Genomic DNA, 24,767 nt, shown 5'->3' on the forward strand with positions numbered 1-24,767 from the left:
CCTTGATTACTTGGCCGATTTCCCTAAAGCCTTGGCCACCAGTTGTTCGTAGAGTTCGGCGTAGGGTTCCACGGCCTGGCACCAGTTGAACGGTTGAGTCATGGCGCGGCTGCGCATCGCATTGAGCAAACCGGGGAAGGCAAATACCTTGAAGGCGCGGGTGAGGGCGGCTTTATAGCTGTCCACCGTGGATTCATTGAACAGGAAGCCGGTCACGCCATCTTCGATAGTGTCGGCCAGGCCGCCGGTATTGCGCGCCACCGGCAGCGAGCCGAAGCGCTGCGCGTACATCTGGCTCAAGCCGCAGGGTTCGTAGCGCGATGGCATCAACAGGAAATCGCTGCCGGCGAACATGCGGCGGGCGTCGGTTTCGTTGAAGCCGATCCGCACGCCCACTTGACCAGGAAAGCGCAGGGCCAGCTCGCGCATGGCCTGTTCTTCTTCCGGCTCGCCACGCCCGATAATGGCGATCTGGCCGCCGTTTTCGACGATAAAGCTGGCCACCGCCTCGGTGAGGTCCAGGCCTTTCTGATAGACCAGACGCGAGACCACGGCGAACAACGGGCCGGTGGAGTCGTGCAGGCCGAACAGTGCGCGCACGTGGGCGGCGTTGATGGCCTTGCCGTTCCAGTCACCGATATTGAAGTTGTGGACCAGGTGGGTGTCGGTGGACGTTTCCCAGCTTTCATCAATGCCGTTGGGAATACCGCTGAGCAGACCCTGTTGGGTCTTGCTGGCTAAAAAGCCATCCAGGCCGCAGCCGAATTCGGGGGTGGTGATTTCCTGGGCGTAGGTGGCACTCACCGTGGTGATATGGCTGGAATAGGCCATGCCCGCCTTGAGGAACGACATCTTGCCGTAGAACTCCATGCCTTCCTGTTGCAGGGCATGCGGCGGAATCCCCAGCTCCGGGGTGGACGCCAGGCTGACGACGCCCTGATACGCCAGGTTGTGAATGGTGAACAGGGTCGGCGTGCGTGACCCGCGCCAGTGCATGTAGGCCGGGGCCAGGCCCGCCGGCCAGTCGTGGGCGTGCACCAGGTCCGGGCACCAGTGGATCTGCGCGAGGTTGGCGGCGATGTCGGCGGCGGCCAGGCCCAGGCGGGCGAAGCGGATATGGTTGTCCGGCCAGTCGCGGCCGTTATTGGCGCCGTAGGGCGTGCCTTCACGCTCGTAGAGTTCGGGGCAGATCAGCACGTAGATGACCAGCCCATCCTTGAGGTCCATGCGTCCGATCTTGCACGGCGGCAGCGCGGCGTGACCGCCCAGCTCGCCAATGATATGAATCGGGTTGTCGCTCTCCATCACTTGCGGATAACCCGGGATCAACACTCGCACATCGTGCAGATGCGCCATGGCGCGGGGCAGGGCGGCAGACACATCGCCCAGGCCGCCGGTCTTCACCAGGTCGGCGAATTCGGAGGTGACGAAGAGGACTTTTTTACGATTGGGGTTGTGACTCACGACCGGCCGCACCGTGTTGATGTCAACTAAAGAGCTCGCCCCGCCAACTGGCTGACTAACACGTTCTCCCTGAATACTTGAAACGGCACTGATCATAGTTCTCTCCACGTGTAGGGTCGGTTAGTGGCCCGCTGCCACTAGCTCGATGACCGCATCCTGCGGCCACGCGCACAAGTGCAATACAATTCTGGCAAGGCTTATGCCAGTTGCACGGTTGGCAGAAATAGATTGGATGGGCGGGCATCGGGGTGTTAATCCAGTGTGCTCGCCCTACCTTAAAACTTGACCAGTGGCCGAGTTGGAAAGTTTAGATTTTTTGCGGGGTTTTTGTTTTGGAACGGACCCATCGGTCATGAGTCTAGGACAGATCCCAGAGCCTGTAGGCTTTCTAAGGAAATTTTGTAGGACAAAAAACTTCTAACCCCAAAACCGCAGGTTGTAGTGAGCGGGCTTGCCCCGCGCTGGAGTGCGAAGCGCTCCCATTCATTTTCCGTCGGCAGTACCGGGGGAAGGCCACCAAAATGCCCCACCCCAGTGCAAACCCGCTCCCAGCATTGGTGCAGGGTGCGTCAGCCCAGCACGCGAATGGGCGTACCGGCCGCCCACGCTTGAACATCCTCGATCATCTGCTGGTAGAACTGCCGGTAATTCTGCTCGCTCACATAACCGATATGGGGCGTGGCCAATACGTTGGGCAGGCGGCGGAAGGGGTGGTCCGCCGGTAGTGGCTCTTCGCCGTATACGTCCAGGGCGGCCCCGGCCAAGCGGCCACTTTCCAGCGCGGCCACCAGCGCCTGTTCATCCACAATCGGCCCGCGTGCGGTGTTCACCAGGCGTGCCGTCGGCTTCATCCAGCCCAGCGCCTGGGCGTCGACCAGCCCGCGGCTGCGCTCGCTGAGTACCAAGTGCACGCTGAGGATGTCGGCTTGTTCAAACAGCGCCTGTTTGCTGACCCAGGTTACACCGCATTGCGCGGCCCGTTCCGGGGTCAGGTTTTCACTCCAGGCGATCACGTGCATACCGAACACCTGGGCAAACTGCGCGACTTTCTGGCCAATGCTGCCCAGGCCGAGAATGCCCAGGGTCTTGCCATACAAGTCGCCGCCCAGGCCGACTTGCCAGCCGCCGGCACGCAACGAGTTGGCTTCGGCCAGCAGGTTGCGGGTGGCGGCCATGATCAAGGCCCAGGTCAATTCCGGCGCTGCCTGTTTATAGCTGTCGGTGCCGCACACCTGAATGCCCAGGGCCTGGGCGGCGGCAATGTCGATAGCGGCATTGCGCATGCCGCCGGTCACCAGCAGCTTGAGATCAGGCAGGCCCTGCAGCAGCGCCTTATCGAAGGTGGAGCGCTCACGCATCACGCAGATCACCTCGAAGCCTTTCAAGCGTTCGATCATCGTCGCGGTGTCTGCCGGGTAGTCGTGCAGGAAGTGCACTTGGCCAACTGGCGCCAGCCCTGACCAATCCACCACGCCACTGGCCACCTGCTGCCAATCATCAATGACTGCTATCTGTAATGACATTCACCCGTGCCTCGATCAAATGGGATTAAAGGGCGTTCAAACCCTGCAACAGTGCCGCGTGAAACTGGGCCGGCTCCTCCATTTGCGGTGCGTGCCCCAGCCCGGGGAACTCCACCAGGGTCGCATGGGGGATCAACTGGGCCACCTGCTTGCCCAACACGGCGTAGTTGCCGATCTTCGCCTTGACCTCAGGTGGCGCAAGGTCCTTGCCGATTGCCGTGGTATCGGCGGTGCCGATCAGCAGCAGGGTCGGCATCTGCAAGTCCTTGAACTCGTAGTACACCGGCTGGGTGAAGATCATGTCGTAAATCAGCGCCGAGTTCCATGCGACCTGGGTATGCCCCGGGCCCTGGTTGAGGCCGGCGAGCATATCCACCCAGCGTTCGTATTCGGGCTTCCAGCGGCCGACGTAGTAGGTCTCCTGTTCATACTTGCGGATGCCCTCGGCGCTGAGTTTCAACTCTCGCTCGTACCATTGGTCCACGCTGCGATAAGGCACGCCCTGCGCTTTCCAATCTTCCAGGCCAATGGGATTGACCAAGGCCAGCTGTTCGGTTTGTGCCGGGTAGAGCAGTGCATAACGGGTTGCCAGCATGCCGCCGGTGGAATGGCCGAGGATCGTGGCCTTTTGAATGCCGAGCTTTTCCAGCAACTGATGGGTGTTGATTGCCAATTGCTGGAAGCTGTACTGGTAGTGATCGGGCTTGCTGGAGGTACAGAAACCGATCTGGTCCGGCGCAATCACCCGGTAGCCGGCGTCGCTCAGGGCTTTGATCGAACCTTCCCAGGTGGCGCCGCAGAAGTTCTTGCCATGCATCAGCACCACGCTGCGGCCGTTGGCGTGGCCTTTGGGGGGTACGTCCATATAGCCCATTTGCAGGTGTTTGCCTTGGGACTGGAAGTCAAAGTGTTGTACCGGATACGGGTATTCGAAGCCTTGCAACTCAGGCCCGTAGGTAGCGGCAAACGCCGGGGCGGTACCCAGGGCGAACAGGCCGGACAGGCAGGCAGCGCGGACGAAAGACATGGGACGTGCTCCGAATAGGATGCCCGGATGCTGTTTGGAGGGGATTAAGTGGGGATTAACACCCAGTGCAACGTCAGCGCCGCGAGCACGGCGTAGCGCAGGCTTTTGGCCAGTGTTACCAGGAGCAGGAAGCGCCACAGCGGCTCGCGCATGACGCCTGCGACCAGGGTCAGCGGGTCACCGATAATCGGCACCCAACTGAGCAGCAGCGTCCAGTGCCCCCAGCGCTCGTAGTGGCGGCGTGCCTTGTCCAGCTGTTTTGTGCTGACGGGAAACCAGCGCCGGGCCTTGAAGTGTTCAACCCAGCGCCCCAGCCACCAGTTCACCAGCGAGCCCAGTACGTTGCCCAAGGTGGCAATGCCCAGCAGCAGCCAGAGGCTGTAGTGCCCGCTGAGCAGCAGCCCGACCAACACCGCTTCGGACTGCAACGGCAGCAGGGTGGCGGCACCGAAGGCCGCCACGAATAAGCCCAGGTAACCTGCGATCATCGTGCCGGGTAGTCAGCCACCACCACATCACTGCCGTCCCGGGTCAGGCCGATCACTTGATAGGCCTCGCTGTGACTGTCGACTTCCATGCCGGGTGAGCCCAGCGGCATGCCGGGCGCGGCAATGCCGAGCAGATCGTCGCGTTTGCGCAAGGCCAGCACCTGTTCGGCGGGCACGTGGCCTTCGACGAACTTGCCGTCGATCACGGCGGTATGGCACGAGCCCAGGCGCGGTGCCACGCCCAGGCGCTGTTTGACGGCGCTCATATCCGCCTCGACATGGTCGTTGACCTTGAAGCCGTTGCTTTGCAGATGGCTGATCCACTTTTTGCAGCAACCGCAATTTGCGTCGCGGTGCACATCGATCGGGATCAGGTCGGCCGCCTTGGCCAGGGTGCTGGTGAACAGGGCTGAAAGCAGGGCCAAGCGCAATGGGTTTTTCATTCGGGTGTCGTCCAATACCGGGCAGTAAGCCGGGCATTCTCCCTGCTTTTTTGTTTGGGGCGCTGTTGTAATGTTTCTAAATTATACGAAGGGCGGGTTTTCCAACCTGCATTTAAGCCGGTCGAGGGCCGTAGCCGAAAGCTGGACCATACGCTCACGCAAGCTGGTCAACTGCAACTCGGTTTCATAGGTCAGCACGCGCTTGAACAACGTGCCGCCTTGATGAGGCACCAGAAAATAGTGAATGGAGCCGTCAACGGCCAGAGACGTGAACACGGTCTTGAATTCGCTGGGCGGCCGGGCGATCTGCACGCGATAACTCATGGGCACCCGTACGCCCATGAGATCGATAATTTCCGTGAAGCGCGTGCCGGCCGGCAGTGAACCGCTGGTGCCGGTCTCGGCGCTGAGTGAGGTCGGGTGCCATTCGTGCCAGCGATCCGGCTGGGTCACGTAATCGTAGACAAGGTCGATGGGGGCCTGAATAAAACGTTCCTGACTGACCTGCTCCAAGCGGATCGAATGCTCAACAACGTGCATCACACACCTCCTGTGTGGCGGGAATTTGCACTAGGAACTGTCAGAATAGTCCCACTCCCGAGCATTGCACGGGAGTGTTCCGGTGTTTTTTTCAGCGCACCTTGAAGCGACTCATCAACGCAATCACTCGGCCATTAGCGTCCAGCAGGCTCTGGGTATTGCTTTGCGTGGCATGCCCGCTATGCACCAGCTCTTCGACCATTTGTCGGATCTGCACCATGCTGCGGTTGATCTCCTCGGTCACTGCGCTTTGCTGCTCGGCGGCCGTGGCGATCTGGGTGCTGAGGTTATTGATATGGCTGACCGAGCCGGCCATCTCATCCAGGCCGGTGTTGACCCGCGCCGTGGCGTCCGCTGCCGACTGGCAACTGGCCTGGGTGTTTTCCATGGCGGCCACCGACGAACTCACGCCGCTGGTCAAGCGTGCCAGCATCTCGTTGATCTGCGACGTGCTGGCCTGGGTGCGCGCCGCCAGCGCACGTACCTCATCGGCGACTACCGCAAACCCACGGCCTTGCTCACCCGCGCGGGCCGCTTCGATGGCCGCGTTGAGCGCCAGCAGGTTGGTTTGGCCGGCAATCGCGCCGATCACCCCCAGGGTCTCGGTGATGCGCGCGGCGTCCTGGCGCATGTTCTCCACGGTATGGGTTGCGCTGGCGACTTCGTCGATCAGAGCGCTGACGCTACTGGACGCTTCGCCCACGACCACACGGGAGTGATCGGCGTGCTCGTTGGCACGCTGGGTGAACGAGGCGGTTTCAGCGGCGCTTTGCGCGACGGTGTCGGCGGTGGAACTCATTTCGGTGATCGCCGTGACGGTCTGGTCGGTCTCGCTGGCATGCCGCATCAGGATCTGGTTGGTGTGCGCCGAGGTTTGCTGCAACTGCTCAAGGCTCGACGACATCGCGCCGGTGGCCTGGGTCACTTCGCCGATCATGTTTTGCAGGTAGACGATAAAGCGGTTCACCGAATGACCGATGGCGCCCAGTTCGTCTTCGGCGCGGATGGTGATCCGCCGCGTCAGGTCGGCATCCCCGGTGGACAGCGCGTCGATGTTGGTTTTCAGCGTCTTCATGCGCTGTACCAGCTTGCGAATGGCATAGACGGCCAATATCACCAGCAGCAACACCATCGGAATTTGCAGCAGGGCCAGGCTGCTGAGCACGTCATCGCGTTGCGCCGTAATCAGCGAAGTCGGCAGTGCGGTGGCGAGGAACCAGGGCGTGCCCTCGATGGCGCGGAAGTAGAAGGTACTGGCCACGCCCTGGTTGTCGAACTCGCTGCGTTGCAGCGTCTGGTCGCGGTGGGCGAGGGCCTGGCTGACCTGGGCGGCGAACGCCGAGGTGCCGGCCAGTTCGCTGATGTTTTTCAAGACCACCGGGCCGCTGATGCGCGAGCTGTTGCTGATGATCTTGCCGTCGCCCTCGACGATCAGCATCTGCCCGCCGATGTCTTTTTCCTTGTTGGCCACCAGCTCATTGAAGAAACCCAGCGTCACGTCGATGGTGGCCACGCCATAGGCGGCACCGTCACGCTGGATCGCCATGGCGCAGTTGGTGCGCGGCTCCTGGCTGGCGTCGTCCTTGTAGGCGGCGGCCCAGGCACACTGGCCACGGGGGGAGGCGAGGCCGCCCTTGTACCAGCTCTGGTCGTAATAGTTGGGTGCGGCGTCACTGTTCCAGAAGGTGTTGACCGCCAACTTGCCCGAGGCGTCGCGGTGCCAGAACGTGCTGTGTTTATTGCGCCCCGGAGTACGCTGGTTGGGCAACGGCCAGATCCCGCCACCAAACACTTTCAGCTCACCATATTGGTCCACCAGGCCAGGCAGCACCTTATCAATGGCGTCGCTGTCGAGCAGGGGAATGGTTTGGGTGATGGTGCGTTGCTGGGCCTGAACCTTGTTCAGCTCGCCCTGGATCTGTTCGGCGACTTCACTGATGCGGTTGAGCACGACCTGTTCTTCGGTATGGCGCAGCTTGGGCGCGACCAACTGGCCGATACCCACGACGGTCAATACAAATAACACCAGGACGAACAGCACCAGAAACAGGGTATAGCGGGCTTGGATGGAGCGCAGTGCAGGCATGGGACCGTCCTTACGAAGCGTTTATTGTCGACGCGGCTTTGTTGGAGCTTCGTAGGGCTATCGGCTTGGAATGACGGAGCTTTAGGTACTATCGTGCAAGAAAGTAGCAGCGCCGGCTGGCGGCGCTGCCGAGTGATGCGGATCAGATATCCAGCATGGCCATGACTTCTTCAGGGTAGCGCAAACCTGCGGTTGCATCGGCCGGGAAAATCGCATTCAACGCGGCGCGCTCAGCCTCGCTCAGCACGATCGAAACCGCCGCGACGTTCTCCTCCAGGTACTTGCGTTGCTTGGTGCCCGGAATCGGCACGATGAAATCACCCTGCGCCAGCACCCACGCCAATGCCAGCTGCCCGGCGGTCACACCTTTGTCCGCCGCCAGGGTTTGCACCTGTTTGACCAGCAGCAGGTTTTTCGCAAAGTTCTCGCCCTGGAAACGTGGGTTGAAGCGACGGTAGTCATCGGCGGCGAAGTCGTCCGGGCTTTTCAGTGCGCCGGTGAGGAAACCGCGCCCGAGCGGGCTGTACGGTACAAAGGCGATGCCCAGCCGTTGGCAGGCGGCGAGGCAGCCGTTGTCTTCCTGGTCTCGGCTCCACAGCGAATATTCGCTTTGCAGGGCCGTGATGGGGTGCACCTTATGGGCGCGCTCCAGGGTGGCGGCGCTAGCTTCGCTCAGGCCCAGGTAACGGACTTTGCCCTGTTTGACCAACTCGGCCATGGCGCCGACGGTTTCTTCGATGGCCACATCCGGGTCGATACGGTGCTGGTAGTACAGGTCCAGGGTTTCAATGCCCAGCCGCTTCAGGGTGCCGTCGATGGCGTTGCGAATGTAGTCGGGGCGGCCATTCACGCCGCGCAGTGCCGGGTTGGCCGGGTCGCGCACGATGCCGAACTTGCTGGCCAGGAATACCTGGTCGCGCTTGCCGGCGATGGCGTTGCCGATCAGTTGTTCATTGGTATGCGGGCCGTACATGTCGGCGGTATCGAGGAAGTTGACCCCCAGTTCCAGGGCGCGGTGCAGGGTGGCGATGGCTTCCCGGGTGTCAGTGCCGGTCGTGTAGAAATCGGTCATGCCCATGCAGCCGAGGCCGATGGCGCTGACTGTGGGACCGTTTTGGCCGAGTTGACGAGTGTGCATGGGTTCAGCTCCTGTGTGGGGAAGGTCGCCATTGTTATCCTCGACAAAACTTAGATAAACCGGCTAAAAGCACTATCAGTATTCGTAAAATCTAAACAATCCAGGAGAAACCGGCCCTTGGACCGTTTTAATGCAATGCGCGTGTTTACCCGGATCGTCGAACTGGGCGGGTTTGCCAAGGCAGCTGACAGCCTGCAACTGCCACGGGCATCGGTGACCATCCTGATCAAGCAGTTGGAAGCCCACTTGGGGGTGCAACTGTTGCAGCGCACCACGCGCCAGGTCAGCCCGACGTTGGACGGCGCCGCGTATTACCAACGCTGTGTGCAGTTGCTGGCGGACCTGGAGGAAACCGAGGCGGTGTTTTCCACGCGCCGCCAGAACCCGCGCGGAACCTTGAGCATCGATATGCCGTCAGGTATCGGGCGCTTTATCGTGATCCCGGCGTTGCCGAGCTTTACCGCCCGTTACCCGCAGATCGACCTGGAGATCGGCCTCAACGACCGCCCGGTGGACCTGATCCGCGAGGGCGTGGATTGCGTGCTGCGCGGTGGCCCGGCCCTGGATGAATCGCTGGTGGCGCGGCCTTTGGTGATGCTCGATCAAATGACCTTGGCCAGCCCGGATTACCTGGCGCGCATGGGCGTCCCTCAGTGCATCGACGACCTGGCCGGGCATCGGATGGTCGAGTACATCTCCAGCGCCAGCGGCAAACGGTTTGGCCTGGAGTTCCAGATCGGCGATGCACTGCGTCCGATCAACCTGGCCAAGACCGTTGCGGTCAACAGCGCTGACGGTTATTTCGCCGCCTGCGAGGCGGGTTATGGCTTGATCCAGGCGCCGCACTATCATGCAATGGCGCGCCTGGCGCAGGGCACATTGGTGGAAGTGTTGCCCCAGTTGGTGGTGCCGCCGATGGCCTTGACGGCGCTGTACCCACCGCACCGCCAGTTGTCGCTGCGGGTGCGGGTGTTTGTCGATTGGCTGGTGGAACTGTGCGCTCGACCGGGCAATGGCCTGCGGCGTTAGGCTTGTGCCCGGCGATAGGCGCCCGGTTGCTGCCCGGTGACTTTATGGAAGGCCCGGGTAAAGGCGGCGACCGACTGGTAACCCACCGCCAGTGACACGTCGGCCACAGTCTGGTCCTGCTTGAACAACTGGCAGGCATGGCGCATGCGCATCATCAGCAGCACTTGCCCGGGCGACTGCCCGCACAATTCGTTGAAACGCTTGAAGAACGCCGAGCGCGACAACCCGGTGCAGGCCGCCATGCTTTCCAGGGTCCAGGGATCGGCCGGGCGGGCGATCAATTGTTCCAGCAACTGTGCAAACGCCGGTTGCCGACCCAGCGCGGCCAGGCCGCCGAGATCGGTGTTGTCGATGACTTGCTGGCGCAGCACATACAGGAACAACAAGTGGCAAAGACGCTCAAGCAAGGTGGGAGAGGGTGCGGGGGTACGCTGGCACTCTTGCAGGATCAGTTCGAACAGATTGCGTGCGGCGGTCAGTGACGGGTCACCGGCGCGCAGAATGATCCAGGCGGGCAGGGTATCGACAATCATGGCCGACAAGCCGGACTGGAAATGAAAGAAACCGCAGACCAGCCCCACGCCGTCGTTGGCGGTGCTGTCCAGGGGCAGCATCGGGCGCCGTGGACATTCCCGGGCGCCGGCGGCCGTGGCTTCACCCGAGAGCCGATAGGCCAGGTCACGCAAGAGAAACACGGCGTCGCCATTATTCAAGCGCTGGGGCACGGGATCGTCTTCGATATGCAGCCAGCATTCACCCTGCACAATCAGATGGAAACTGGCGCTGGCCAGGCCATGCGTACTGGCATGCCAGTCGCCGCAATAGCGGCCGACATGGAACAGGCTGGTATCGAGTTCGAGGCTGTCTAATAACCAATCGACAAGGGCACTGGACGAATTCATCTAAAGGAAAGACTCAAGAGCAAGTAATCGCTACTTTAGCCTATTGAGTCGATTTTTTATAACCAACAGACTGGTTACACGAACCCATCAGGAGACCACTCCATGTCCCGTGTACCCTTGTTGACCCCGGAAACCGCGCCGGAAGCCGCCAAGCCTTTCCTTGAAAATGCACAGAAAGCCTCGGGGTTCATCCCTAATCTGCTTGCCGTATTGGCCAACGCACCGGCGGCCCTGGAAACCTACGTCACGGTGTCCGGCCTCAACGCCAAGGCGGAACTGAGCCTGGCCGACCGTGAAGTGGTGCAATTGATTGCGGCCACCACCCACGGTTGCGATTTTTGCGTCGCCGGCCATACCGCCGTGGCGCGCAACAAAGCCAAGTTGCCTGAAGAACTGATCGACGCGCTGCGCCAGCGCGGTGAGCTGCCCAACGCCCGCTATGAGACACTCGCCGCGTTTACCCGTGAAGTGATCGCCACCCGTGGCGATGTCAGCGACGCCGGTTTTGAGGCATTTCTCGCCGCCGGTTATACGCAAGGTCAGGCGCTGGAGGTTATTTTGGGCGTCAGCCTGGCAACCCTGTGCAACTTCGCTAACGTGTTTGCGCGTACCCCGCTGAACCCTGAGTTGGCGCAATACCGTTGGGAACAACCGGCCAGCTGAATCGGCGATGGTCCACCTGCTGTAAAAAGGAGATACATAAATGCTTGACCCAATCTTGAGCCGTTGGCTCGATGTTCAAGCGCAGGCCCTGGATGTGGGCAGTTGCGATCCGCAGGAAGTGTTGCCACGCCTGGCACAAGCCGACGTATTACGTATCGGCGTGCCGAAGCACCTCGGCGGCCTGGGCGGTGATGTGGCCGGTGCGGTGGAAGCGATCGCCAATGTCGCCAGCCACTCCCTGGCGGCGGCGTTTGTCTGCTGGGGCCAGCGCTCCTTTATCGAATATTTGCTGCAAAGCCCGAATGAACGGCTGCGTGACCAACTGATGCCGGACTTGCTCAGCGGCAAGCTGGCCGGGGCCACGGGGCTGTCGAATGCGATGAAGTTTTTGTCCGGAATAGAGGCGTTGCAGATCAGCGCCGAACCGACCGCCGACGGCTGGACCCTCAACGGTCGCCTGCATTGGGTGACCAACCTGCGCAAGAACGGTTTTGTCGCGGCGGCGGCGATCGAGGACGCTCAGGGTGGAGCGCCGTTTATCCTGGCGATCCCGGATTCCGTGGCGGGTTTGCAGCGCTCCCGCGACCTGGACCTGCTGGGCCTGCAATCGAGCAATACGGCCGCCCTGGGCCTGGAAGGCGTCGCGCTGAGTCGTGACTGGTTGTTGCATGAGGATGCGCGCAAGTTCCTGCCGGCAGTACGCCCGGCGTTCCTGGGGCTGCAATGTGGCATGTCGATAGGCCTGGCCCGCCGCTCCCTGGCAGAGGTGGCCAACCATTTGGGCGCCAGCCGCACCGTATTGCGCGATGAATTGGAAGCGCTGCGCGTAACCCTGGATCATCTGGTCACCGAGCTCAAGAATGGCTTGCTCGCCGGACGTTTCGCCGCAGAGCCGGTGCCGCTGTTCAAGCTGCGCATCGCCCTGGCCGAAACCGCCGGCAGTGCCGTGCAACTTGAGTTGCAGGCGAGCGGCGGCAAGGCTTACCTCACCGCCCACGGCAGCGGCTTCGCCCGGCGCTGGCGAGAGTCGGCCTTTGTGCCGATCGTGACTCCAAGCCTGGTGCAACTGCGCACCGAGCTGCAGCGCCAGGCCAGCCTGTGAGCCGGGCGGTACTGAGCGCCCAGGGCATTTGCCTGGGGTACACCGCCGGCCCGGTGCTGCAAGGCTTTGACTTGCATTTGCAAGCCGGTGAAGTGGTGTCGATCCTGGGCCCCAGCGGGGTCGGCAAGTCGAGCCTGCTGCGGGTGCTCGCCGGTTTGCAGGCGCCCCAGGGCGGTACTGTCACCGTGCTGGGTGAACCGTTGAGCGGCCCGCACCCGCGCGTGGCGGTCGCCTTTCAAGACCCCAGCTTGTTGCCTTGGCTGAACCTGGAAAAGAATGTCGCCTTTGGCCTGGATTTCGACCGCCAACCGCGCTTGAACCACGAACAGCGCCGTCAGCGGGTCGACCATGCGATCGCCGCCGTCGGCCTGCAGCACGCACGCCAGCAGTTTCCGGCACAGCTGTCCGGCGGTATGGCCCAACGTACGGCGCTGGCCCGCTGCCTGGCGCGGCAACCGCAGGTGCTATTGCTGGATGAGCCATTCGGTGCCCTGGACGAAGTGACCCGCGCCGATATGCAGCACCTTTTGCTCAAGGTCAACCGCGAGCAAGGCTCGGCGGCGGTATTGATCACCCATGATATTGACGAAGCGCTGCTGTTGTCCGACCGCATCCTGCTACTGGGCAACCGCCCGGCGCGCACGTTGGGCGAATGGCACATCGACCTGCCGCAACCTCGGGAAGAGCAGGTGGAGGCCATCGGTGCGCTGCGTATCGACATTCTGAAAACCTTACGGCAGGCGAGCCGCCCTCAACCCAACCCCCTTGATCAACAGGAGCTTAACCATGTGTCTGGATGACCTGACCCACTCGCGCCGTGACTTTCTCAAACTCTCGGCGGTGCTCAGCGCCGCCGGTGCCTTGCCCCTGCTGAGCAGCCTGCAAGCGCGCGCCGCCAGCGAGCCGGACGCGCCGGTACGCATCGGCTACCTGCCGATCACCGATGCGACGCCGCTGTTGGTCGCGCATAACAACGGCCTGTTCGAGGCCGAAGGCATCAAGGCCGAGCGCCCGGTGCTGTTGCGCAGTTGGGCCCAGGTGATCGAGGCGTTCATTTCCGGGCAGGTCAACGTGATTCATCTGTTGTCGCCGATGACCGTCTGGGCGCGTTACGGCAGCCAAGTGCCGGCCAAGGTGGTGGCGTGGAACCACGTCGGCGGCTCCGGGTTGACCGTGGCCCCCGGGATTACCGATGTGAAGCAATTGGGCGGCAAGTCGGTGGCGATTCCCTTCTGGTATTCGATCCACAACGTGGTGGTGCAGCAGTTGTTCCGCGACAACGGCCTGACCCCTGTGGCTCGCGCCGCGGGCACTGCCATCGCGGCCAACGAGGTCAACCTGATCGTGCTGCCCCCTTCAGACATGCCGCCGGCCCTGGCCAGCAAGCGCATCGACGGCTACATCGTTGCCGAACCGTTCAATGCCCTGGCCGAAAACCTCAAGGTGGGCCGCGTGCAGCGTTTTACCGGCGATGTGTGGCGCAACCACGCGTGCTGCGTAGTGTTCATGCACGAGCATGACCTGGCCAACCGTCCCGAGTGGTCGCAGAAGGTGGTGAACGCTATCGTCAAGGCCCAGGTGTGGACCCGTGACAATCGCGAAGCGGCGGTGAAATTGCTCTCCAAGGACGGCCCGAACCGCTACACGCCCCATGCCGAGCCGGTGTTGAGTAAAGTCCTGGCACCGCTGGCCGGCGACCGCGCCGCCTACCTGGCCGACGGTGCAATCCGGCATGCCGACTGGGACGAACACCGTATCGACTTTCAACCTTACCCGTTTCCCAGCTACACCGAAGAACTGGTGCGCCGCCTGAAGGACACCCTGATCGAGGGCGACAAGAAATTCCTCGCCGACCTCGACCCGGCGTTGGTCGCCAAGGACCTGGTGGATGACCGCTTCGTGCGTAACGCCATCGAGGCGGTCGGCGGCATGCAGACGTTCGGTTTGCCGGACGGGTTTGAACGGCACGAGGAGATCGGCGTTTGAACAACCGCGTAATCCCGGGCTGGCTGCTCGGGTTGATGGGCTTGGCAGGTTTGCTGGGGCTGTGGTGGCTGGGGGTCAAGGTGTTTGGCGAGGCGGACGGTTTGTCGGCGCGCTTCTCGCTGGCGGCCACCGCCGGCAGCTTGTGGGAACTGCTAGGGCGTGGTGAGTTGTACCTGCACGTTGCGGTGAGCCTCAAACGCATCTTCGTCGGCTTGTTCCTGGCGTTGTTGGCAGGGGTGCCGCTGGGGTTGCTGGTGGGCAGTTCGCGTAATCTGGAGGCCGCGACGACGCCTGCGTTTCAGTTTCTGCGGATGATTTCACCGCTGTCCTGGATGCCTATCGTGGTGATGCTGATGGGCGTCGGCGACCAGCCGATCTACTTCTTGCTGGCCTTTGCCGCCGTGTGGCCGATCATGCTCAATACCGCCGCCGGCGTGCGCCAGTTGGACCCGCGCTGGCTACAGTTGAGCAAGAGCTTGAGCGCCACGCGCTGGGAGACGTTGCGCCGGGTGATCATTCCCGGTGTGGTAGGGCATGTGCTGACGGGCGTGCGCCTGGCCATCGGGATACTGTGGATCGTGCTGGTGCCGTGCGAAATGCTCGGGGTCAGTGCCGGGTTGGGCTACTACATTCTCGATACCCGCGATCGGTTGGCGTATTCGGAGTTGATGGCCATGGTGGTGCTGATCGGGCTGCTGGGCTTTGCACTGGATGCGTTGGCGCGCTGGCTGCATCAGCGGTGGGTGCATGCGCGTTGATACGGTTCATTGGGTATTTTGGCCCGTGGCGAGGGAGCTTGCTCCCGCTGGGCTGCGAAGCGGCCCCCAGCTTTTGGTTTGAAAAGACTGGGCCTGCTACGCAGTCCAACGGGAGCAAGCTCCCTCGCCACGGGGTTGTTCGCTGCGTCTAGGGTTTCATGTAGATCTGCAAGTCGCCAGGCACATCCCCCGGTTTCAAGGGCTTCATGGGGTCGGGCAGCTGACGGGTGTCTTTGAGGCCGATGGACTTCGCGATGCCCGGGTTGTCGAATACGCCGATACCGATGGCGCCTGTCAGCTCGGCCAGGCCCGGAACGCCCTCGGCGGTGTTCATGTGAGAGGCGCCCACCAGGGCAATCCATTTTTCGGTGCCCGAGTTGGCCTGGATGACCTCCGAGGCGTGGTAGTTGAACTCCTGAAGCCGTTGTACAGAGCCGGAACCTGTTGTGGTGGCGCCATAGAGCGCCTTTACGTCCTTGTGCCGCGTCAAATAATAGTGGTCCAGAGGCAAGACCTCGATGCCCTTGCTTTCAAATAGTTTTTTAAGCTCCTCGAATGTCGGGCTGGTGCGCGGCATCTGTTTGCCGAGCATGCCGATGCCGTCGTCCACCAGGCCGTAGGGAGGCAAATCGATCAGGCCTTCGAAATACACCTTTTTTACTTTTTGGCTGACAAGCGTATCAATCTGCTGTGCCAGCAATTTGAAACTGGCCATCTGATCATGCTTCTCCCCAAACACGATCCCATCCGCAGCTTGCAAGGAACGGGTAATCAGCTCGGGTATTTCGACCTCTCCCGCCAGGGACGGCAGCGTCGGGCGCGGCACTGGGTTGAGAGCTATCTCGTCATAAAATTCGAACATGTCATCCACGAATTTTTTGAAGGTTTCATCTTTTCCATCACCTCGAATGAAATGGCCGACCTCCAGTTTGCCTTTCGTGGCTTCCGAGTAGCTGCCTTCGGGCAACGCCTTGCGGGTAATTTTGGGTCGTTGACGCAGACCACTGTGATGGTAGGGGTGAACGCGGTGTGTGCCTGGGGTGTGGGTGTTGGGGCTGGGCGCCAATGTCTGCAGGGCCGAGAAGTCCTCAAGGGGGGAGCCGTAGGGCTGCATCCTGTCTGCATCGAAGGCATACCATTTACCGTTGAGCAACACGGCACTGCCTTCGACGGTGTGCTCGCCCAATTTAAAGGTCCCGTTGGCGGCTGACTCAAAGTGTTTGCAGGCTTCCAGCAAATCCACGCGGGTGGCGGTGCCGCGCAGTTTTTTAATGCCCTGCGCGGCAGTGCTCAGCCCGCAAGTCAGTAGTTTTCCAGCCCCCACCCAGAGATCGCCGGTGCCGCTCAGAGGGTTGAGTTCACCCAGGGTGGCGGTGCCGAAGATTTTGCCGACCTTGAGCACTTTGCTGACGGCGGAGCCGGTACTTTTCAAGGCTTTGAGTACCTTGCCGCCAGCCCCGAGGCCGGCCGTGACAAGCGCAAAAATATCCAGCGTCAAGTCGAAGGCGCCTGCACCGTAGTGACCGGCGCGGAAGTTGACGATGGCTGACCTGAGCGGCACAAGGTCCAGCAGAAAATCGGCGACGGCTGCTTGCTGCCCTCGCTCTACGTCATAGGAGGTAAGCCCCCGCGCCTGTTGCTCGAGGCCGAGGGCCGCGACGTAAACCTCGGCGATGTGCTGGCTGCGTTCGCTGGAGAAGCTTTTGGGGACACCGGGGCTAATCCTGACGTCCTGTAGCGTTTGCGCATTTTTGCCTTGCGGCTGCACCCGTTCGGCCTGGAACAGGGTGCTGCCGTTTCGGCTACTTTTGAGGTCGTTGAGGTTGGGCCGCTTTGTCAGCAAGCCCTTTTCCGGGTCCAGCGCATAAAGATGGGTTTCTTTATTGCGCGTGACTTTCAGCAGCAGGCGGTTTTTTTGCTCGATCAGTTCAGGGGTATCGAGAAAGCCCGTGCCGATTTTGTAAGTCCCTTCCTTGTAAAACTCGAGCTTTCCTTGTTCAAGATTTTCCCGATCCTCCAGCGGCAGGTTGGCGATCAGGTATTTGACGAGTGTCTGGTGGAGTTGCTTTTGCGCGTCCAGCGCGAAGTTGAATGCCTGCAGGATGTTTGCGTCTGCGCTCCGGCTGAACGTATTGAAGCGCTTAAGCGGCACGGCTTTATCAAAGGTTTGCCATTCTTCGCCAAGGGGCAGTGTGTGTCCCTCCATGATGATGTCGAGCATTGAGCGTGCACCCGGGTTGAACTCGCGGTGCTTGATCGACAGTACTCGTTTCTCGAAGACGTCATCCGCCACATCCGGGAAATGCGCCTTTAGCGCGGCCAGGGCCATGGCCTTGCGACTGGGCAGTGCGTCACCCAGTCGGCTGGAGGCAATATGCAGGGCGTCCTGTTGAGCGTTGAAGGCAGTTTGCGCACCGGCTATTTCTTCGCTGTCGTAGTGATCGTCATAGCGCTTGGGAAGGTGACCATTGCACACCGCCCAATCGATCAGCGCGTTCAGCAGCGTCGTCTCGGTGGGTGGAATCTGCGAGGCTTCGGCATCGATCATGACCTGGGCATAGGTTTTGTGGCGGACCGAGCCGGGAGCTTGGGCTTCCTGTGTAGCCACATTGATGCAAAGGTTGGCCCACGCCTGGCTGCCATAGACCACCTGAGGGGGAATGTCCTTGACCAGAAATTCGGGCGCCCGGGTTGCCAATAGCAGACGGGCCGCCAACCGGCCCCGGCCTTTTGCGGTCCTGCCTTGCTGTTCCAGATGGTGGGCCAGTTCATTGATCACTTCTGCGGCGGATTTGCCCCAATGGCGCTCGCTTGCAAGGTCGAAATTGGCCACTCTGTTGCGATGGGGCGTGTTGATCGATTCGGGGTCGAGACCAATATGGATCGCCGCCAGCACATAGTCCGCCACACTGGTATCGGTCTCGATGCCGTCAAGTCGGGTCCGTATGGCGTTGCCCAATACCCGCGCCTGGGGCGTCTTGAGCAGAGTTTCGAAAGCCTTGTCCAGGTCGGTTAGTGCCTCAGTGGACAACGGCTGTAGGTTCATCAGGTAGTCCAGCGCTCCGGCGCGCCCCAGCCGAGTGAAGCCGGGCAGGTTGGGCGTATTGTCGGTGACCAGGGTTTCAATGGCGCGTTGCTGTTCGATACTCGGTGGAACGGCCCAGGACAAGGCACCGCCGAGATTGCCCAAGGGCGGCAAGGTCGGGCGGCTATCGATCGGAAGACGCTCCGTTGGAAAAGACGTCTGGCCTGTAATGGATTGCGGCAATGCAGGTGGGGAGAGCGGCGAAGGGCTTATGAGCATTGGCTTTAACACCTGTGTTCGTACCGGAAAGATGCACCTTCCCTAGGTCGATCCCTAGTGTCAGGCACTCTTCTGAGGTGTTGAAAACAGGTGTTTGGGTTCCAGCGCCAGGCGGTTGAGAGTGTAAGAGCCGATCTCACGGAGCCAAACGTTTACATCGTCTGTAACATAGGCGCTGGCCGACTCACCGATCCATCCCCGTTAACGGATAGGTCGCGGCGTTACAAAGTAGACATACTCTCTAGGTTCAGGAACCCGTCATGACCCAAAAGCAACGTTTGAAATATTCCATTCTGATTTCCCTGATCGTACTGGCGACCATGCTTGGCCTGTCTCACCTGCAGAACACTGGAGTTATCAGCGAGAAAACCTTCCAGTACATCGCCATTGCCGTGGCAGTGATCGTGGTGGTCATCAACGGCATCATGCGGCGCAAGGTCAAGCCTGGCTTCTGATCTCGCGGCGGGATTCAAGCGCGGCCGTCGAGCACTTTGGCAGCCTCTTCATGCAGGCTGTAGCTTTTGTCGGCATTGAGGGTGAGCACGCCCTCGCTGCACAGGCGCTTGAGCACCTCGCGCACGCTGAGAAACGACAGCGGAATGCCCAGCTCGAGCAAATGGCTGTGCACGCCACGTACCCCCAGGGTGCGCTGGTTGTCTGCGGCAGTGAGCAGGGCGTCGATGACTTTCAGCCGGATCAGGCTGGTGCGCAGCCCGAAGCATTTGAGCAAATGGCGAATGCGCTGGTTGCCTTGCTGTTCAGTGGCTTTGCCAAGCGCTTGGGGGCCGGCGCTGAAATGGGCATCGGCAGCCGGTGAGTGTCCGTCCGTGGGCAGTTGCGAGTTGTACATGCAAAAAACTCCTTATCAGAGCCTGATCAGGAAAAATGATGGCGCTCTTAGCCAATAAGACGAACGAGCGACGTAAATCATGAAGCGGCAGATGTAGAAAATTTGTCGGTATCACGTTTGTCACAGGTCAAACGCTGCAAATCACCCATGCCGTGGCTAAATTGTTCCCGGCGGGATGCGTCCTTAGGGTGGGGAGGTTTCCCGCGTGTTGTTCAATTTGACTGTGGAGCTTGCGTGATTATTTCCAACGGGTGGGTGAGGGTGTGCCTGGCAGGGGCATTGCTGGGGTCGAGTCTTGCCGTATCGGCACGCGAGCCGCTGGCGCAGGCATCCGCAGAAATCCGCCGCACCACATACGGCGTGCCGCACATTCGTGCCAATGACGAGCGGGGCCTGGGCTACGGCATCGGCTATGCCTATGCCCAGGACAACCTGTGTCTGTTGGCCAACGAAGTGGTCACCGTGAACGGCGAGCGCGCCAGGTTCTTTGGCCCGGAGCAGGCGACGCTGGAGGAGCGTAACAACCTTGCCAGCGATATCTTTTTCACCTGGCTCAACACCCCTGAGGCGGTTGGCGCTTTCTGGAAGGCGCAGAGCCCGCAGATGCGCCAGCGCATGGAAGGTTATGTCGCGGGCTACAACCGCTATCTGAAAGAGCAGGGCGCACCCGCTCAGTGCCAGGCTGACTGGGTTCGACCGCTGGTGGTGGAGGATCTGGTCAAGCTGACACGCCGGCTGCTGGTGGAAGGCGGCGTCGGCCAATTCGCCGAAGCCCTGGTCGGCGCCGCGCCGCCTCAAGCCACGGCGCGTGTGCAACCTGGCACAAAAGCCTTTGAGCTGGCCGCGGCCCATCAACAGCGCTTCAACCTTGAACGGGGCAGCAATGCGGTGGCGGTTGGCCGCGACCGTTCGTTCAATGGCCGTGGGATGCTGTTGGCCAACCCGCATTTCCCTTGGGTGGGCGGCATGCGCTTTTATGAGATGCACCTGACCATTCCAGGCCAACTGGATGTGATGGGGGCGGCGCTGCCAGGCTTGCCGGTGATCAATATCGGCTTCAACCAGCATGTGGCCTGGACACATACGGTCGACACCTCCAAGCATTTCACCCTGTATCGGCTGACGCTCGACCCCAAGGACTCCACGCGTTACCTGCTCGACGGCAAATCCATCCCCCTGGATAAAACCACGCTGACGGTGCAAGTCAAGCAACCCGGCGGTGGCCTCAAACCGCAGACGCATACGGTCTATAGCTCGCAGTTCGGCCCCGTGGTGCTATGGCCCGGCAAGCTGGACTGGGACAGCCGCTACGCGTTCAGCTTGCGCGACGCCAACCTGGGCAATGACCGCGTGTTGCAGCAGTGGTACGCGATGAACCGCGCCGCCAGCCTCCAGGAACTGCAGACCTCGGTGCATAGCCTGCAAGGTATTCCGTGGGTCAACACCCTGGCCGCCGACGACCAGGGCCAGAGCCTGTACATGAACCTGTCGGTGGTGCCCAACGTCAGCGCCGCCAAACTCACACAGTGCAGCGACCCACGGGCCGGCCTGCAAATGATCCTGCTCGATGGCGCCCATAGCGCCTGCGCCTGGGACATCGACCCGCGCGCGGCCCAGCCCGGCATCTTCCCCGCCGACCAATTGCCGCAATTGCAACGCAGTGACTACGTGCAGCATTCCAATGACTCGGCGTGGCTGGTCAATCCCAAGTCGCCATTGACCGGGTTCTCACCGGTGATCAGCCAGGACAACATCGGCCTCGGCCCGCGTGCGCGTTTCGCTGTGCAGCGCCTGCAATCCCTGGAAAAACAGCCGATCAGCGTGAATGACCTGCAAAATATGGTCATGGACAACGAGGTGTACCTCGCCAGCCAAGTGATGCCCGACCTGCTCGAATTCTGCGCCAAACACCTCGGCGCCGACGCCACGGCCTTGCAGCCACTGTGCGCCAGCCTGAAAAACTGGGACCAGCACGCCAACCTCGACAGCGGCCTGGGCCTGGTGCACTTCATCAACCTGGTAGACCACCTGCAGCAAATCCCCGATGCCTGGCGCGTTGCCTTCGACCCAGCCCAGCCGCTGACCACGCCGCGTGGCCTGGCCATCGACCGAGCCCCCGTGGCCAAGGTCTTGCGCGAAGCCATGCTCGCGTCGGCGGCAGCCGTGAGCAAACTTGGCCTGAGCCGCTGGGGCGACATCCAAGTCAGCGGCCAAATCCCGATGCACGGCGGCCCGCAACACCTGGGCATCTATAACGCCATGCAAACCGTGCCCCGCGCCGACGGCAAACGCGAAGTCATCAGCGGCACCAGCTACCTGCAAATCGTCACCTTCGACGACAAAGGCCCCCAAGCCCTCGGCCTGCTGGCGTTCTCCGAATCCAGCAACCCCACCTCGCCACATGCCAAGGACCAGACCCAAGCCTTCTCCGATAAAAAACTGCGCCCACTGCCATTCACCGACGCCCAGATCAAGGTCGACCCGCAGTACCAGGAGCAACGCATCCAGGAGTAAGACAGCCCCGCAACCCCTTGATGCCAATACGAAATATTTTTGAAATCAAGGGGTTGCAGGCAAAAGCAAATGAGTACATAATGGCGCCCATCGAACGCAACGAGGCATTAAAAACCTCAATGTATTCAATGAGTTAGAGTAGAGGCAGGGTTTTATAGCCCACTCAAGTTTATATGCGGTGAATGCCAGTGGTAAGGGCATTGATCGTTTGAGGCCGAGTAGCAAAATGGTTATGCAGCGGATTGCAAATCCGCCTACGCCGGTTCGATTCCGACCTCGGCCTCCACTCTCGAAAGCCCCGCAGCCATTAGGCTGCGGGGCTTTTTTTGTGCCTGCCAATTTTGCTAGGCCAGGCAATTGGGACAATTATCTGCGCGGTTCTGGCCCCACACCTACTTCGAGCCTCGCCATTGCACGAGGCCTTTTGCTTTGCGCCGTTCGTCCAGTGCCCGGCACTCGCTACAACCTGCCGACTCCCATCTTTAAGCGCGGATATCCTGTGCGTTAGAACGGAGAGCCAGCATGGAAATCAACGAGAACGCCCCGGACAATCAGACAGGGCACGATTCGAAGCGCGATGAGGATGGTATTCCATTGCCTCCAGACGATGACGCGCCTCTTGAAGAGGACATGTCGGATGTAGACGCTGCTGATTCAGTGGCGAGCGAGCATCCCGACAACTGAAAATGTGTAATGCGTCGAGCCCGGCCACCGCGCCGGGTTTTTAATTGCCTCGAATTTACCTGTAGTCAGGACAGCCCCAGGGAGGGCTGGGACGCTTGCGTGCGACTATTCGAATCTCGCCTTTTCTATATCACCGTGCTTGCGCTGTAGGTAAATCGTATAGGGCAAGAGGAATGTCTGTAGCTGAATGTACAGACCCTTTTGGCAGCTGGTTACGGCCGTGAGCGCCTGCGTTTTATGCGGCAGGCGTGTCTTCTGTTCCTGCTTCACGCAGAGGTGGAAGCAGGAAGTGCGCCTTTCATTTTGTGCTTTGTGAGCCTTGAAAGAGGACGTTCAATGAAAGTGAAACTTGCATAAGAAACCGCACCGATCCCCAATACAATCAGTGCAAACGTCATCCAGTCACTCAGGTTAAAGGCTAACTGAAATTGAATCAGCAGGCACATTACAAGCACATGGCACAGATAGGTGGAATAGGACCAGTCGCCTAGCTGCCGAAGGAAACCAATGCGCGAGAAGTGTCGCTCTTGAGATACGGCAGCGATTAAAATGACGGCGCAGGGCAGGCCAGATCGGAATGGGTCATGGTTGACTGGCCCGTAGTCGGTTATTTTCCATAGAGCGATAGCTGTCATTAGCGCTGCAAGTGTTGTCGGTATCTTCTGAATAATTCCTTTCTGATAGGCGTAGGCGATGAAGATGCCGAATAAGAACTCATAGACGATTTTGTTCGTAAAAAAAACAAAGTCGCCACCCAGTTCGGGTATGGCTTTTCCAAGCAGAAATACGCCAAGGACGATGGCGGGTATTCTGAACTTCGCAGGAGCGAAGAGTGTAAAAAAGAAGATTGCATAAAATGCCATTTCGTAATTTAAAGTCCAGCCGACCGTAATGATTGGGAATAGCCCAATCCCGGACGGATTCTGCGCTGGAATAAAGAACAAGCTTTTAATCAAGAATATAGGGTCGTATAAGGTCAGAGGCACAATGCCTGGTGCAAACATCAGCAAGGCAGCCGTGATAAGCGTGAATAGCCAATAGGCGGGTGCGATCCTTACGATTCTGTGAAGGGCAAACACCATGGGTGTCTGATTTTTTCCTGAAGCGGACAGATAAATGACAAAGCCGCTAATCACGAAAAATAAATCAACGCCGATAGCGCCGTACTTGAATAACGCAACTGAAACAGTATCGGTAAGTTTGAAGTTGTGCGCGATTTGCATGTAGTGATGAAGGACAACAAGCCATGCAGCCAAAGCTCTGAGTGTCTGTATTGAATTGAGCATTCGTTGGATCATCTGCGCAAAAAGAACGCAGTATACCCGAAAAATCTTTCAAGGCTCGCCGCGCTGGATACACAGTATGGACCTGTTTTATGTGAGATCACCGCGCACTAATGCCGGCTCTCTTTCATTAATGCTCGACAGATCGGTTGATGAGCGCGCTCGTATGCCTGTGACGCCTTCCTCGTTGTCCGCAGTGATCATCAAAACCGCTATACCGCCTGAGCCGTCTTCAGCCTTCAGCAACCGACGTCGATAGGCATCAATCGCCCAAAGCAACCCGATTACGCGAATGTAAAAATTTTTTTCACCCCTCTTGAAATTTTTTTCGGCGCACATAAATTTTCAGCACGCGACGCCGAATGCGGGTCGCGCACTTAATCACTTGGATTTAATCAGGAGATTTCGAGATGGCTACTACCCTTTCGCTGGCCCCTTTGTTCCGTCAATCCGTGGGCTTCGATCGCTTCAATGACCTGTTTGAGTCGGCGCTGCGCAGCGAGGCTCCAAACACCTATCCGCCTCACAACGTGGAAAAGCACGGTGACGACGAATATCGCATTGTCATTGCCGTAGCCGGACTCACTGAAGCGGATCTGGATATCCAGGTCGAGAAGGGCGTCTTGACAGTCGTGGGTGACAAGCGGGAAACCGACAAAGAAGTCACCTATCTGCATCAGGGCATCGCGCAACGGGCATTCCGGTTGTCGTTCCGCCTGGCAGATCACATTGAGGTGCGTGGCGCTTCGATGAACAACGGGCTGTTAAGCATCGACTTGCTGCGTGTGGTGCCTGAAGAGGCCAAGCCTAAACGCATCACGATCGGTGGCGGGAAAGAACCCGAACTACGTCAGGTAAGCTTGCAGTAAGTCAGTGGTAATAAAAAAAGGCGCTCTCAGGAGCGCCTTTTTTTGCTCCGGCGTAACGGTGAGCAACAGATTCTTGCGACCGAGTGCGTCAGACAGCGGGCCGATCAGCAATTG

Annotated in this window: 22 protein-coding genes, 1 tRNA gene and 1 pseudogene; 11 read left to right on the forward strand and 13 right to left on the reverse strand. The window is 60.1% G+C overall.

The window, feature by feature from the left end:
- Nucleotides 1-6 precede the first annotated feature (6 nt).
- From glgA to DK870_RS03225, 9 genes and pseudogenes are all read right to left on the reverse strand, one after another.
- On the reverse strand, nt 7-1,560 hold the full coding sequence (glgA, locus tag DK870_RS03190) for a glycogen synthase GlgA (RefSeq protein ID WP_161547889.1): 1,554 nt from the start codon (nt 1,558-1,560) through the stop codon (nt 7-9).
- A gap of 473 nt (nt 1,561-2,033) precedes the next feature.
- A complete protein-coding gene (locus tag DK870_RS03195; protein WP_161547890.1) occupies nt 2,034-2,987 on the reverse strand; it encodes a D-2-hydroxyacid dehydrogenase family protein in 954 nt (317 codons plus the stop codon).
- A gap of 25 nt (nt 2,988-3,012) precedes the next feature.
- Entirely contained in the window at nt 3,013-4,014 is a 1,002-nt protein-coding gene (locus tag DK870_RS03200) for an alpha/beta fold hydrolase (protein WP_161547891.1), read from the reverse strand.
- Nucleotides 4,015-4,058: 44 nt separating this feature from the next.
- Nucleotides 4,059-4,502 carry a YqaA family protein gene (locus DK870_RS03205; protein WP_161547892.1) on the reverse strand — a complete coding sequence of 148 codons (444 nt, stop codon included), beginning with the start codon at nt 4,500-4,502 and terminating at the stop codon, nt 4,059-4,061.
- A complete protein-coding gene (locus tag DK870_RS03210; protein WP_161547893.1) occupies nt 4,499-4,945 on the reverse strand; it encodes a DUF411 domain-containing protein in 447 nt (148 codons plus the stop codon). The genes DK870_RS03205 and DK870_RS03210 overlap by 4 nt, the downstream gene beginning before the upstream one ends.
- Nucleotides 4,946-5,026: 81 nt before the next feature.
- Entirely contained in the window at nt 5,027-5,485 is a 459-nt protein-coding gene (locus tag DK870_RS03215; RefSeq protein ID WP_161547894.1) for an SRPBCC family protein, read from the reverse strand.
- A gap of 91 nt (nt 5,486-5,576) precedes the next feature.
- The gene (locus DK870_RS29920; protein WP_372241658.1) at nt 5,577-6,422 is read right to left on the reverse strand and encodes a methyl-accepting chemotaxis protein; all 846 of its coding nucleotides are present in this window, start codon (nt 6,420-6,422) and stop codon (nt 5,577-5,579) included.
- A gap of 15 nt (nt 6,423-6,437) precedes the next feature.
- A pseudogene (locus tag DK870_RS29925) lies at nt 6,438-7,571 on the reverse strand (cache domain-containing protein); the annotation flags it as partial.
- 142 nt (nt 7,572-7,713) lie between these two features.
- Nucleotides 7,714-8,709 carry an aldo/keto reductase gene (locus tag DK870_RS03225; protein ID WP_161547896.1) on the reverse strand — a complete coding sequence of 332 codons (996 nt, stop codon included), beginning with the start codon at nt 8,707-8,709 and terminating at the stop codon, nt 7,714-7,716.
- Between the two features lie 117 nt (nt 8,710-8,826).
- Here DK870_RS03225 and DK870_RS03230 point away from each other — a divergent pair, with 117 nt between their 5' ends.
- Nucleotides 8,827-9,738 carry a LysR family transcriptional regulator gene (locus tag DK870_RS03230; RefSeq protein ID WP_161547897.1) on the forward strand — a complete coding sequence of 304 codons (912 nt, stop codon included), beginning with the start codon at nt 8,827-8,829 and terminating at the stop codon, nt 9,736-9,738.
- On the opposite strand, the gene DK870_RS03235 is transcribed toward DK870_RS03230, so the two are convergent.
- A complete protein-coding gene (locus DK870_RS03235; RefSeq protein ID WP_090370827.1) occupies nt 9,735-10,640 on the reverse strand; it encodes an AraC family transcriptional regulator in 906 nt (301 codons plus the stop codon). The two genes, DK870_RS03230 and DK870_RS03235, sit on opposite strands and share 4 nt — an antisense overlap.
- A gap of 102 nt (nt 10,641-10,742) precedes the next feature.
- Between DK870_RS03235 and DK870_RS03240 the strand changes: the two genes are divergently transcribed.
- The 5 genes from DK870_RS03240 to DK870_RS03260 are packed head-to-tail and all read left to right on the forward strand — an operon-like array spanning nt 10,743 to nt 15,149.
- Nucleotides 10,743-11,303, forward strand: coding sequence for a carboxymuconolactone decarboxylase family protein (locus DK870_RS03240; protein ID WP_161547898.1), 561 nt, complete (start codon nt 10,743-10,745; stop codon nt 11,301-11,303).
- Between the two features lie 40 nt (nt 11,304-11,343).
- Entirely contained in the window at nt 11,344-12,405 is a 1,062-nt protein-coding gene (locus DK870_RS03245) for an acyl-CoA dehydrogenase family protein (RefSeq protein ID WP_090370831.1), read from the forward strand.
- Nucleotides 12,402-13,205: an ABC transporter ATP-binding protein gene (locus DK870_RS03250; protein WP_161547899.1), complete on the forward strand. Its 804-nt coding sequence runs from the start codon at nt 12,402-12,404 to the stop codon at nt 13,203-13,205. The genes DK870_RS03245 and DK870_RS03250 overlap by 4 nt, the downstream gene beginning before the upstream one ends.
- Complete coding sequence (locus DK870_RS03255; protein WP_161547900.1) at nt 13,192-14,391, forward strand: ABC transporter substrate-binding protein; 1,200 nt, start codon at nt 13,192-13,194, stop codon at nt 14,389-14,391. Before DK870_RS03250 ends, DK870_RS03255 begins: the two co-directional genes overlap by 14 nt.
- Before the next feature lie 35 nt (nt 14,392-14,426).
- Nucleotides 14,427-15,149, forward strand: a complete 723-nt coding sequence (locus DK870_RS03260) for an ABC transporter permease (protein WP_161548163.1) — start codon at nt 14,427-14,429, stop codon at nt 15,147-15,149.
- Nucleotides 15,150-15,297: 148 nt separating this feature from the next.
- Here the strand turns inward: DK870_RS03260 and DK870_RS03265 are convergent, their stop codons facing one another.
- Nucleotides 15,298-18,108, reverse strand: a complete 2,811-nt coding sequence (locus tag DK870_RS03265; protein ID WP_161547901.1) for a membrane-targeted effector domain-containing toxin — start codon at nt 18,106-18,108, stop codon at nt 15,298-15,300.
- A gap of 605 nt (nt 18,109-18,713) precedes the next feature.
- Between DK870_RS03265 and DK870_RS03270 the strand changes: the two genes are divergently transcribed.
- Nucleotides 18,714-18,908, forward strand: a complete 195-nt coding sequence (locus tag DK870_RS03270; protein WP_161547902.1) for a hypothetical protein — start codon at nt 18,714-18,716, stop codon at nt 18,906-18,908.
- A 14-nt stretch (nt 18,909-18,922) separates the two neighbouring features.
- On the opposite strand, the gene DK870_RS03275 is transcribed toward DK870_RS03270, so the two are convergent.
- The gene (locus DK870_RS03275) at nt 18,923-19,303 is read right to left on the reverse strand and encodes a fe2+ zn2+ uptake regulation protein (RefSeq protein WP_161547903.1); all 381 of its coding nucleotides are present in this window, start codon (nt 19,301-19,303) and stop codon (nt 18,923-18,925) included.
- A gap of 234 nt (nt 19,304-19,537) precedes the next feature.
- Here DK870_RS03275 and DK870_RS03280 point away from each other — a divergent pair, with 234 nt between their 5' ends.
- From DK870_RS03280 to DK870_RS29290, 3 genes are all read left to right on the forward strand, one after another.
- Nucleotides 19,538-21,817, forward strand: a complete 2,280-nt coding sequence (locus DK870_RS03280) for an acylase (protein ID WP_161547904.1) — start codon at nt 19,538-19,540, stop codon at nt 21,815-21,817.
- 212 nt (nt 21,818-22,029) lie between these two features.
- A tRNA-Cys gene (locus DK870_RS03285) sits at nt 22,030-22,103 on the forward strand.
- A 236-nt stretch (nt 22,104-22,339) separates the two neighbouring features.
- Nucleotides 22,340-22,501 carry a hypothetical protein gene (locus DK870_RS29290; RefSeq protein WP_162843529.1) on the forward strand — a complete coding sequence of 54 codons (162 nt, stop codon included), beginning with the start codon at nt 22,340-22,342 and terminating at the stop codon, nt 22,499-22,501.
- 266 nt (nt 22,502-22,767) lie between these two features.
- Here DK870_RS29290 and DK870_RS03290 read toward each other — a convergent pair whose 3' ends face one another.
- On the reverse strand, nt 22,768-23,787 hold the full coding sequence (locus tag DK870_RS03290; protein WP_161547905.1) for an acyltransferase: 1,020 nt from the start codon (nt 23,785-23,787) through the stop codon (nt 22,768-22,770).
- A gap of 407 nt (nt 23,788-24,194) precedes the next feature.
- Here DK870_RS03290 and DK870_RS03295 point away from each other — a divergent pair, with 407 nt between their 5' ends.
- Entirely contained in the window at nt 24,195-24,653 is a 459-nt protein-coding gene (locus DK870_RS03295; protein ID WP_060752735.1) for an Hsp20 family protein, read from the forward strand.
- The last annotated feature ends 114 nt before the right edge of the window (nt 24,654-24,767 follow it).

This window comes from Pseudomonas sp. Q1 (assembly GCF_009935975.1).
In the GTDB taxonomy this organism is placed as follows: Bacteria; Pseudomonadota; Gammaproteobacteria; order Pseudomonadales; family Pseudomonadaceae; genus Aquipseudomonas; species Aquipseudomonas palleroniana.

What these genes read in the sequence shown, in the direction of transcription:
- glgA (WP_161547889.1), bottom strand. Translation starts at nt 1,560, where the DNA reads ATGATCAGTGCCGTTTCAAGTATTCAGGGAGAACGTGTTAGTCAGCCA.
- DK870_RS03195 (WP_161547890.1), bottom strand. Translation starts at nt 2,987, where the DNA reads ATGTCATTACAGATAGCAGTCATTGATGATTGGCAGCAGGTGGCCAGT.
- DK870_RS03200 (WP_161547891.1), bottom strand. Translation starts at nt 4,014, where the DNA reads ATGTCTTTCGTCCGCGCTGCCTGCCTGTCCGGCCTGTTCGCCCTGGGT.
- DK870_RS03205 (WP_161547892.1), bottom strand. Translation starts at nt 4,502, where the DNA reads ATGATCGCAGGTTACCTGGGCTTATTCGTGGCGGCCTTCGGTGCCGCC.
- DK870_RS03210 (WP_161547893.1), bottom strand. Translation starts at nt 4,945, where the DNA reads ATGAAAAACCCATTGCGCTTGGCCCTGCTTTCAGCCCTGTTCACCAGC.
- DK870_RS03215 (WP_161547894.1), bottom strand. Translation starts at nt 5,485, where the DNA reads ATGCACGTTGTTGAGCATTCGATCCGCTTGGAGCAGGTCAGTCAGGAA.
- DK870_RS29920 (WP_372241658.1), bottom strand. Translation starts at nt 6,422, where the DNA reads ATGATCGGCGAAGTGACCCAGGCCACCGGCGCGATGTCGTCGAGCCTT.
- DK870_RS03225 (WP_161547896.1), bottom strand. Translation starts at nt 8,709, where the DNA reads ATGCACACTCGTCAACTCGGCCAAAACGGTCCCACAGTCAGCGCCATC.
- DK870_RS03235 (WP_090370827.1), bottom strand. Translation starts at nt 10,640, where the DNA reads ATGAATTCGTCCAGTGCCCTTGTCGATTGGTTATTAGACAGCCTCGAA.
- DK870_RS03240 (WP_161547898.1), top strand. Translation starts at nt 10,743, where the DNA reads ATGTCCCGTGTACCCTTGTTGACCCCGGAAACCGCGCCGGAAGCCGCC.
- DK870_RS03245 (WP_090370831.1), top strand. Translation starts at nt 11,344, where the DNA reads ATGCTTGACCCAATCTTGAGCCGTTGGCTCGATGTTCAAGCGCAGGCC.
- DK870_RS03255 (WP_161547900.1), top strand. Translation starts at nt 13,192, where the DNA reads ATGTGTCTGGATGACCTGACCCACTCGCGCCGTGACTTTCTCAAACTC.
- DK870_RS03260 (WP_161548163.1), top strand. Translation starts at nt 14,427, where the DNA reads ATGGGCTTGGCAGGTTTGCTGGGGCTGTGGTGGCTGGGGGTCAAGGTG.
- DK870_RS03270 (WP_161547902.1), top strand. Translation starts at nt 18,714, where the DNA reads ATGACCCAAAAGCAACGTTTGAAATATTCCATTCTGATTTCCCTGATC.
- DK870_RS03275 (WP_161547903.1), bottom strand. Translation starts at nt 19,303, where the DNA reads ATGTACAACTCGCAACTGCCCACGGACGGACACTCACCGGCTGCCGAT.
- DK870_RS29290 (WP_162843529.1), top strand. Translation starts at nt 22,340, where the DNA reads ATGGAAATCAACGAGAACGCCCCGGACAATCAGACAGGGCACGATTCG.
- DK870_RS03290 (WP_161547905.1), bottom strand. Translation starts at nt 23,787, where the DNA reads ATGCTCAATTCAATACAGACACTCAGAGCTTTGGCTGCATGGCTTGTT.
- DK870_RS03295 (WP_060752735.1), top strand. Translation starts at nt 24,195, where the DNA reads ATGGCTACTACCCTTTCGCTGGCCCCTTTGTTCCGTCAATCCGTGGGC.